Here is an 8,447-nt window from a genome sequence, read left to right as displayed (position 1 = left end):
AGCCTGCGCCGGGCGCGGCAACGCCGAGTCCCGCCGCCCCGGTCCCCGCACGGACGGCCGCCGGGCCCCGCAGCGCGTCCACCTCCCGTGCGCTCTCACTGGCGACCGACCCGTACCTGATCGACCACAGCCTGCTGCAGGGGCCCGAGAGTGCCGGGCCGGCCGCATCGTTCCCGATCGTCCCGATGACCGGCACCATCGCGCTGATCGTCGACGCGGCCGCCGCACTGGTGCCCGAGCGGGTGGTCATCGGCGTGCGCGGCGTCCGGGCACTGCGGCCGCTCGCGGTCGAACCGGAGGTCACCCTCTTCGTGGAGGTCACCGAGCAGGGGTCCCCGGACGGCGACGGCCTGACCTCGGTCACCGTCGTCGTCGATGGGCAGGTCGCCCAACCCGATGGACAGAGCGGCCCCCGGGAGACCTACGCCCGGGCCACGGTGCTGCTGGCCGACGCCTACCCGGCGCGGCCCGACCTGGCCGATCCGCCGTTGATTGCGGAGCGTCCCCCCAGGGTCGACGCGCGCTCGCTCTACGCCGACCGGTGGATGTTCCACGGCCCGGCGTTCCGGGGCGTCACCGAGCTGACCACGGTCGCCGACAACGGCGTCCGCGGCGTCGTCGCGGAGCTCGAAGCCCCGGGCTCCCTGCTGGACGCGGCCGGCCAACTGCTCGGTTACTGGGTCGCGAGGCAGCCGCACAACGGCCTCGCGATTCCGATCGTCATCGAGTCGGTGGACTTCTTCGGCCCGCACCCGGAGACCGGGGCGCAGTTCGCGACGACGGTCTGGGTGCGCTTCCTCACCGACGTCGAGGTCGTCGCCGATCTGACCCTTCGCGACGCCGACGGCCGCCTGTGGTGCTCGATCACCGGCTGGACCGACCGCCGGATGGAGGGCAACGAGCGCACCCTGGCCGCTTTCCGCCATCCCGCCCGCGTCCCGCTCACAGACCGTCAGGAGGGCGGCTGGCACCTACTGGTCGAACCCTGGAGCGATCCGGCCGCACGTGACATCGCCGCGCGGCAGTACCTGTCCCCCACCGAATACGAGCAGCTCTCCGGCCGCACGCCCCGTGCCGCCCGGCACTGGCTGCTCGGACGGATCGCGGCCAAGGACGCCGTCCGGGACCTGCTGTGGGCGGCCGGGGCCGGCCGGATCTATCCGGCCGAGATCGAGGTCGGCAACGAGGCCAGCGGAGCGCCGCATGTCAGCGGACCGGGCACCGAGGGTCTGAGCGTGTCGCTCGCCCACTCCGGGCCGTTCGCCGCGGCCATCGTCGGGCGCGGCGGCAGCGTCGGCATCGACCTCGAACTCGTCTCCGACGCTCCGGCCGAAGCAGCGCTGCTCACCCCCGCCGAGCGCGATCTGCTGGACACGATCGCGCCCGGGACGTCCGACGCCGCCGAGCGCGCCGTCTGGGTCACCCGGTTCTGGACGGCCAAGGAGGCGGTCGCCAAGGCCGCCGGGACGGGCCTGGGCGGGCGGCCGGCCCGGTTCGTGGTGACTCGGGTGGAAAACGACCGGTTGCTGGTCGTGGTCGACGGCGGCGGGCGGTGGGTGACGACCTCTTCGGGTGAACTTCCGGTCCCCTTCGCGGTCGGCTGGACCCAGGAATCCGACATGTTGGGGCCAGACCTGGGATCATGAAACCTGCAGTCCACCCGGCGCCGCCCGCAACCGCGCCGGATTTCAGCCCGCGAGGAGTTTCCGTGACGACCGATGCCCGCATCTCCGCCGACGCCGAGGTCCTCGACGTCGTGCGTCGCCTCATCACCGAGGTCGTCGGTGAGGAGTACCTGCTCGATCTCGAGATCGGCCGGGAGACGTCCTTCGAGGACGACCTGGAGATGGAGAGCATCGAGTTCGTGAAGTTCGGCTCCAGGCTCACCGCGCACTACGGCGGCGGCGTGGACTTCGCCGCGTTCCTGGCCGACAAGGACCTCGACGAGATCATCGAGATGCGGGTCGGCACCGTCGTCGACTACGTCATCGCCGCGACCAGCTAGCGAGCTGACCGACCAGAGATGTCCGACGTCGTCGCCAACGGGGTGCAGTTCCACGTCCAGCACCTCAACCCGCCTGCGAAATCCGAGGGCGCCGCCGCCGAGCGCACCGCGCCACCGGTGGTGTTCCTGCACGGCCTCGGCATGGACAACATGGCGAGCTTCTACTACACGGTGGCGGGCGCGGTCGCCAAGACCGGCGCCGAGTGCGTCCTCTACGACATGCGCGGACACGGCAGCTCGGAGCGGCCGCGCACCGGTTACACGATGGAGGACTCGGTCGCGGACCTGACCGGGATCCTCGACGCCCTGGAGATCGAGGGCCCGGTGCACCTGATCGGCAACAGCTACGGGGGCACCATCGCGCTGGACTTCGCCGCGGTGAGCCACGGGCGGGCCGCGAGCCTCGTGCTCATCGAGGCGCACTTCAACGTCGACGGCTGGTCCGAGCAGATCGCCGCCGAACGGGAGCGCGTCGCCGGCGTCGTCGCCGAGATGGGGGAGGAGAACCTGCAGGCCTGGATCCGCCGCTTCGGCCGCAAGGTCGTCAAGATGATGGACGCCCTCACCGACCTGGCGAACCACACCAGCTTCTACCCCGACCTCACCCGGAACCGCCCGATCCCGACCGAGGCGCTGCGGGCGCTGACGTGTCCGATCCGCGCCGTCTACGGCGAGCGGTCCGACGTCCCCGACTACGAGCGTCAACTCAAGGACCTGTTGCCGCACGCGAGCCTGACCGTGGTCGAGGGCGTCGGGCACTCCGTGCTGATGGATGCCACCCCGCAGGTCCGCGAGATCGTCCTGGAGTGGCTGGCCTCCAGCGAGGTGTCGCGCAGCGGGGTCCGCGCAGCGCAGTCGTCCGAGCCCGACCGCGGGTAGTCGGCGTGGCCCGTTTCCTGATCGTCGTCCCGCCGCTGACCGGGCACATTCTGCCCACGGTCGCGGTGGGTGCCGAGCTGTCCGCCCGCGGGCACGAGGTGGCGTGGGCCGGCAACTCCACCTACCTCGGCGGGGTTCTTCCGCCCGACTGCCGGGTGTTCGCCGTCGACGACGAGTTCCCCGGCGAGCCGCTCGCCTCGCGGCTGGAGCGCTGGCGCGGGTTGCGGTCGGCCACCGCGTTCCGCTTCTTCTGGGAGGACTTCCTCATCCCCCTGGCGCACTCGATGGTGCCCGGGATCCGGGCGGCGGTGGACGCGTTCGACCCGGAGGTGATGCTCGTCGACCAACAGGCGCTGGCCGGTGCCCTGATCGCGCGCGAGCGCGGGATCGCCTGGGCGACCTCAGCGACGACGACCGCCGAACTCGGGGACCAGTACGAGACCATGCCCAAGCTCACCGACTGGTTGCACGAGCAGACGGCGCAGTTGCAGCGCACCTACGGTGTCGGCGAGCCGGTGGATCTGCGCTTCTCCGACGCCCTCGTCCTGGCGTTCTCCAGCGAGGCCCTGCTGGCCCCCCCGGAGCCGCTCGGCGAGCACATCGCGTTCGTCGGGCCGGCGCTCGGGCCGCGCAAGCCGGGACCGGCTTTCGACTGGGCCTGGCTGGACCCGCAGCGCGCCCACGTCCTGGTCTCGCTCGGCACCGTCAACCAGGACTCCGGCGACCGGTTCTTCGCGGTGGCCCTGGAGGCGCTCGGCTCCCTCGCGGACACCGTGCAGGGGATCGTCGTCGGCCCGGTGGACCGTCTGGACCCGCCGGCCAACGTGCTCGTCGTCGACCGGGTACCGCAACTGGAGCTGCTCCCCCAGCTCGACGCCGTGCTCTGCCACGGCGGGCACAACACCACCTGCGAGGCGCTCGCGCATCGCGTCCCGCTGGTGGTGGCACCGATCCGGGACGACCAGCCCGCCGTCGCCTCGCAGGTGACCGCGGCCGGCGCGGGCATCCGGGTCAAGTTCGGGCGGGTGAACGCCGCGGAGTTGCGCGAGGCGATCGTCGCCGTGCTCACCGACCCCACGTACCGTGACGCCGCAGCGGTGATCGCGGCCTCGTTCGAAGCGGCAGGCGGCGCCAAGGCCGCGGCCGACCGACTGGAGAAGCTCACATGACGCAGACCTCTGAGCCGGCGATCTCGGACCGGGAGTTCTACACCGCGCAGCTGGCCGGCGGCATCGACCGCTTCTTCGGCGAGCGGCGGCCCGACTGCCCCTGGTGCGGGTCGCGCCGGCTGAAGGTCGAGGTCCGCTCCCGTGAGCTGTTCCAGCGCAAGCCGGGCAAGTTCACCCTCGAGCGGTGCCTCACCTGCGGGCACGTGTTCCAGAATCCCCGGCTGACCGGGGAGGGCCTGAACTTCTACTACCGCGACTTCTACGACGGCCGCGGCGCGGCCCAGGCGGACGAGATGTCCTCCTACGGCTCGCCCGCCAACATCGCCCGGGCCGAGCTGGTCAAGCGGCACGCCGGCCCGGACGGGCCCCGCTCCTGGCTCGACATCGGTACGGGCTGGGGCTACTTCGCCAAGCACGCCGCGGACGTGCTGCCCGACACCGTCTTCGACGGGCTGGACCAGGGCAGCGGCGTCGACCGCGCCCTCGAGCGGGGTTGGCTGGCACACGCCTATCGGGAGAACTCCTTCCCCGAGCTCGCGGAGGAGTTGCGCGGCCGCTACGACGTCATCTCGATGCACCACTACCTGGAGCACACCACCGACCCGCGCGCGGAGCTCGCCGCCGCCGCGAAGGCCCTGGAGCCGGGGGCGTTGCTGGAGATCGAGATGCCGGACATCGAGTGCGCGCTGCGGCACGTGTTCCGGTCCTGGTGGATCCCGTACTTCCAGCCGCAGCACCTGAACTTCCCGACGGTGGGCAACCTGCTGGCGGCGCTGGTCGAGCACGGCTTCCGTCCGCTCGAGGTGCAGCAGGCCGAGGCGCACCAGCCCGCCGAGCTCCTCATGGTCGCCGTCTTCCTGATGACGACCCTCGCCCCCGACCCCAGTCACCCCTGGCTTCCGGCCGAGTCGCCGCAATGGCGGCGCAAGGTCAACGAGCTGGGCTGGGCGAAGGTGTTCCCCAAGCTCATCAACCCGGCCATCAAAGCCGACGCGCTGATCTGCCGGGGCGTCCACAAGCTCCTGGACCACGGCAACGCCTACCGGATCGTCGCGGTCCGGGAAGAAGGGAAGAAGTAATGCCCCCGGTGAGCGAAGCGGAGCGCGAGCAGTACCAGCGGGAGATCGCACTGGGCTGGAGCAGGTTCTTCGAACCTAAGGTGACGACCTGCCCGTGGTGCGGGTTCGGCGACCTGACGCGGCGGCTGCGGACCACGGACATCCTGCAGGGCAAGCCGGGGATCTTCTACCTGGACCGGTGCAAGACCTGCGACCACATCTTCCAGAACCCACGGCTCAATCTCGACGGCCTGGAGTTCTACTACCGCGACTTCTACGACGGCTTCGGCCGTGAGTTCATCGACTCGGTGTTCTCCTCGCAGGGCTGGCTCTACGAGGGGCGCGCCAAGGTCGTCGACGGCTTCTTCGGGCCCGAGGGCCCGAAGAACTGGCTGGACATCGGCACCGGGTACGGGCACTTCGCCGACTACGCCCGGCAGTTCCTGCCGAACACCACCTTCGACGGCCTCGACATGGGCAGCAGCCTGCTCGAGGGCAAGGCCCGCGGGTGGCTGGACACCATCTATCCCGGGCAGGTCGACGATCACGTCGAGGCGATCCGGAACAAGTACGACGTGATCTCGATGCACCACTACCTCGAACACGTCCGGGACCCCCGCCACGATCTCGACATCGTCGCCGACGTCCTGCGGGACGGGGCGTTTCTCTCCATCGAGGTTCCGGACGCGGCGTCCTGGCTGAGCAGGATCTGCGGCCGTTGGTGGGCGCCGTGGTACCAGCCGCAGCACCAGCACCTGCTCCCGCTGCCCAACCTGCTGGCCGCGTTGAAGGAGCGGGGACTCACCCCCGTGCGGGTGCAGCACGGCGAGGCGCACATCTCCGGGGAGTTGACCTGCGCGTACATCTTCTTCCTCGCCAACCTTGCACCGCATCCGGACTCGCCCTGGCTCCCGGAACGCACGCCGGCCCAGCGCAAGTTCCACGAGCGGCTCTGGAAGATCGCGCCGAAGGCGTTCCCGGCGCTGTACCGGGCCGACTTCCAGTACCTCGGTCCCTTGGTCGCAAAGCTCGGCGGCTCGAACGCGTACCGGGTCCTGGCCCAGCGCGACGTCCGGAGCGACTGAGCCCGATGTGCGACACCTGCGCGCCCGCCGTCCCGCCGCCGACCACCCCCGACTACGACGCGATGTTCGACGCCGCCCGGCCGTACTACCAGGCCGAGATCGCGCGCGGTATCGAGCGGTTCTGGTATCCGCCGCGCGAGGACTGCCCGTGGTGCGCCTCGCGCGATCTGAAGGTCATGTTCGCCGCGCGGGACACCACCCAGGGCAAGCCGGGCCGGTTCGTGCTCAACCGGTGCCGCACCTGCGGGCACGTGTTCCAGAACCCCTGCCTGAACCCCGCAGGCCTGAACTTCTACTACAAGGACTTCTACGACGGCATCGGCCGGACGACGATGGAAGCGGTCTTCGACCCGCGCGCCGACATCTACCACTCGCGGGCGAAGATGCTGGCGCCCTTCTTCGGCCCCGGGGAGAGTCCGAAGAACTGGCTCGACATCGGCGCCGGCTACGGGCACTTCTGCCGGGACGCCGCCGCGATCTTCCCCGGCACCACCTTCGACGGTCTCGACCAGGGCCAGGGCGTGCTCGACGCGGTCGAGAAGGGCTGGATCAACCAGGCCCACCACTCGTGGTTCCCCGACCTGGAAGCGGAACTGACGGGGCGTTACGACGTCATCAGCATGTTCCACTACCTCGAGCACGTGCTCGACATCCGGACCGAGCTCGACCTCACGCACCGGGTGATGCCGGACGGGGGGTACCTGCTGATCGAGGTCCCCAACCCGGAGTCGATCCTGCGCGTGCTCGGGCGGTGGTGGATCCAGTGGTTCCAGCCGCAGCACCTGCACATGCCGCCCCTGGGCAACATGCTGGCGGCCCTGACCGAGCGCAACCTGCGCCCGGTGGCCGTCCAGGTGGCCGAGGCGCACATCCCCGTCGACATGATCTGCGCCGCCGGCGCACCGTTCATGGCCTACGCGCCGCACCCCGGCGCGCCCTGGCTGACCGAGAAGCGCACCAAGTGGCGGGAGAAGCGCCACGAGTTGGTCTGGACCAAGCTCTCGCCGCCGTTCCTCAAGGCCGGCTTCAAGGCCGACGCGTGGCTGGACCCGATCATCCGCAAGACCGGCCAGGCCAACCTCTACCGGGTGCTCGCCCGCAAGGAGGGCCCCAACCAGCTCGCCGGCGTCACTGCACGGCGCGGCCCTTCCAGCTGAGCTGCCCCCGCGCCGCCCGCCGCACCGAGTACACGTACATGAACGCCGAGACTGCGGCGGAGACCGGGCTCGCCAGCACCCAGGGAAAGATTCGGTCGCGCGAGGCGCGACCGGAGACGACGCGGCCTGTCACCGCCGCCGCGTAGCCGATCAGCCCGATCTTCGACCCCCGCAGCGCCGCGAGCGGCGGGGCGAGCTCCGAGGCCGCCAGCTGGAGACAGGTCAGGACCAGGTGCCGCCGCGTCGGGAAGAGGATCCAGATCCAGCGGGCGTACCCGTCCCGCAGGTCGGCGAACCCGTCGTACATCCGGCACGACGCGAGTCCCGACCCCTCGACCGCCACTCCACGCGAGCCGGTGGCCTTCAGTACCGAGGCGAGCCAGAGGTCGTCGATGATGGCGTCCGGGATCACCGCATGCCCGCCGGCCCGCTGGTAGGCCGCGGTGTCGACGACGATGAACTGACCGTTCGCCAGCAGCGACCCGTGCTCGAGCGAGTCCTCCGCGTGCCGCATGTCCACCATGCTCAGCCGGGTCCAGGCCGTCAGCGGCTGCAGCAGGTACTCCGCGAGGCTGCCGGTGACCTGCCGGGGGTACGGGGAGATCCAGTCCAGGTGCCGGCTGCGCATCAGCGCGATCGCGGCGGCCATCGCGTGCGGTTCGAAGGTCACGTCGGCGTCCACGAAGACCAGCACCGATCCGGACGCAGCTTCGGAGAGCTGGGCGCAGGCGTGCGGCTTGCCCCGCCACCCCTCCGGTAGCGGGCGGCCGGTGAGCACGTGCAACCGTGGGTCGCCGCCGGCCGCGGCGAGGACCGCCTCCGACGTCCCGTCGGTGGAGTTGTCGTCGAGGACCAGGATCTCCAGGTCGTCCACTCCACGCTGGGCGACCAGGGACCTGACGCCGGGGCTGATCCGGTGGGCCTCGTCGCGGGCCGGCATCAGGACCGAAACCCGCTCGGTCACCGGCGGCGGGTCGTCCGGGGGGATGAGCGTGCGGCGGGCATTCCGCCAGACCCGCTGCGCCTGGTAGATCGAGCGCGCGGTGCCGCCGACGAGGATCGCCTTGCCGAGCAGCCGGCCTACCCGCACCGTT

Annotated in this window: 8 protein-coding genes; 7 read left to right on the top strand and 1 reads right to left on the bottom strand. The window is 70.9% G+C overall.

Annotation, left to right across the window (positions count from 1 at the left end; genetic code table 11):
- The 7 genes from H0X00_RS05675 to H0X00_RS05645 all read left to right on the top strand — a co-directional run.
- Positions 1–1,646 (top strand): 4'-phosphopantetheinyl transferase superfamily protein (locus H0X00_RS05675; protein ID WP_293767887.1); only part of this gene is annotated, 1,646 nt, incomplete at its 5' end.
- Positions 1,647–1,708: 62 nt separating this feature from the next.
- The gene (locus H0X00_RS05670; RefSeq protein WP_293767885.1) at positions 1,709–2,005 is read left to right on the top strand and encodes a phosphopantetheine-binding protein; all 297 of its coding nucleotides are present in this window, start codon (positions 1,709–1,711) and stop codon (positions 2,003–2,005) included.
- An 18-nt stretch (positions 2,006–2,023) separates the two neighbouring features.
- Entirely contained in the window at positions 2,024–2,884 is an 861-nt protein-coding gene (locus H0X00_RS05665) for an alpha/beta hydrolase (RefSeq protein ID WP_293767882.1), read from the top strand.
- A 5-nt stretch (positions 2,885–2,889) separates the two neighbouring features.
- The gene (locus tag H0X00_RS05660) at positions 2,890–4,053 is read left to right on the top strand and encodes a glycosyltransferase (protein WP_293767880.1); all 1,164 of its coding nucleotides are present in this window, start codon (positions 2,890–2,892) and stop codon (positions 4,051–4,053) included.
- Positions 4,050–5,132, top strand: a complete 1,083-nt coding sequence (locus tag H0X00_RS05655) for a class I SAM-dependent methyltransferase (RefSeq protein ID WP_293767878.1) — start codon at positions 4,050–4,052, stop codon at positions 5,130–5,132. The genes H0X00_RS05660 and H0X00_RS05655 overlap by 4 nt, the downstream gene beginning before the upstream one ends.
- 8 nt (positions 5,133–5,140) lie before the next feature.
- On the top strand, positions 5,141–6,196 hold the full coding sequence (locus H0X00_RS05650) for a class I SAM-dependent methyltransferase (RefSeq protein WP_293767876.1): 1,056 nt from the start codon (positions 5,141–5,143) through the stop codon (positions 6,194–6,196).
- Positions 6,197–6,201: 5 nt separating this feature from the next.
- Positions 6,202–7,353: a class I SAM-dependent methyltransferase gene (locus H0X00_RS05645; protein WP_293767874.1), complete on the top strand. Its 1,152-nt coding sequence runs from the start codon at positions 6,202–6,204 to the stop codon at positions 7,351–7,353.
- Here the strand turns inward: H0X00_RS05645 and H0X00_RS05640 are convergent.
- Positions 7,325–8,443, bottom strand: coding sequence for a glycosyltransferase family 2 protein (locus H0X00_RS05640; protein WP_293767872.1), 1,119 nt, complete (start codon positions 8,441–8,443; stop codon positions 7,325–7,327). The two genes, H0X00_RS05645 and H0X00_RS05640, sit on opposite strands and share 29 nt — an antisense overlap.
- Positions 8,444–8,447 lie beyond the last annotated feature (4 nt).

The organism is Sporichthya sp. (assembly GCF_013815995.1).
Taxonomy (GTDB): Bacteria; Actinomycetota; Actinomycetes; order Sporichthyales; family Sporichthyaceae; genus Sporichthya.
This window is presented reverse-complemented; position numbering and strand designations above follow the sequence as displayed.

Bases quoted from the DNA above. Each gene is read 5' to 3' on its own strand.
- H0X00_RS05665 (WP_293767882.1), top strand. From the start codon at position 2,024: ATGTCCGACGTCGTCGCCAACGGGGTGCAGTTCCACGTCCAGCACCTC.
- H0X00_RS05655 (WP_293767878.1), top strand. From the start codon at position 4,050: ATGACGCAGACCTCTGAGCCGGCGATCTCGGACCGGGAGTTCTACACC.
- H0X00_RS05645 (WP_293767874.1), top strand. From the start codon at position 6,202: ATGTGCGACACCTGCGCGCCCGCCGTCCCGCCGCCGACCACCCCCGAC.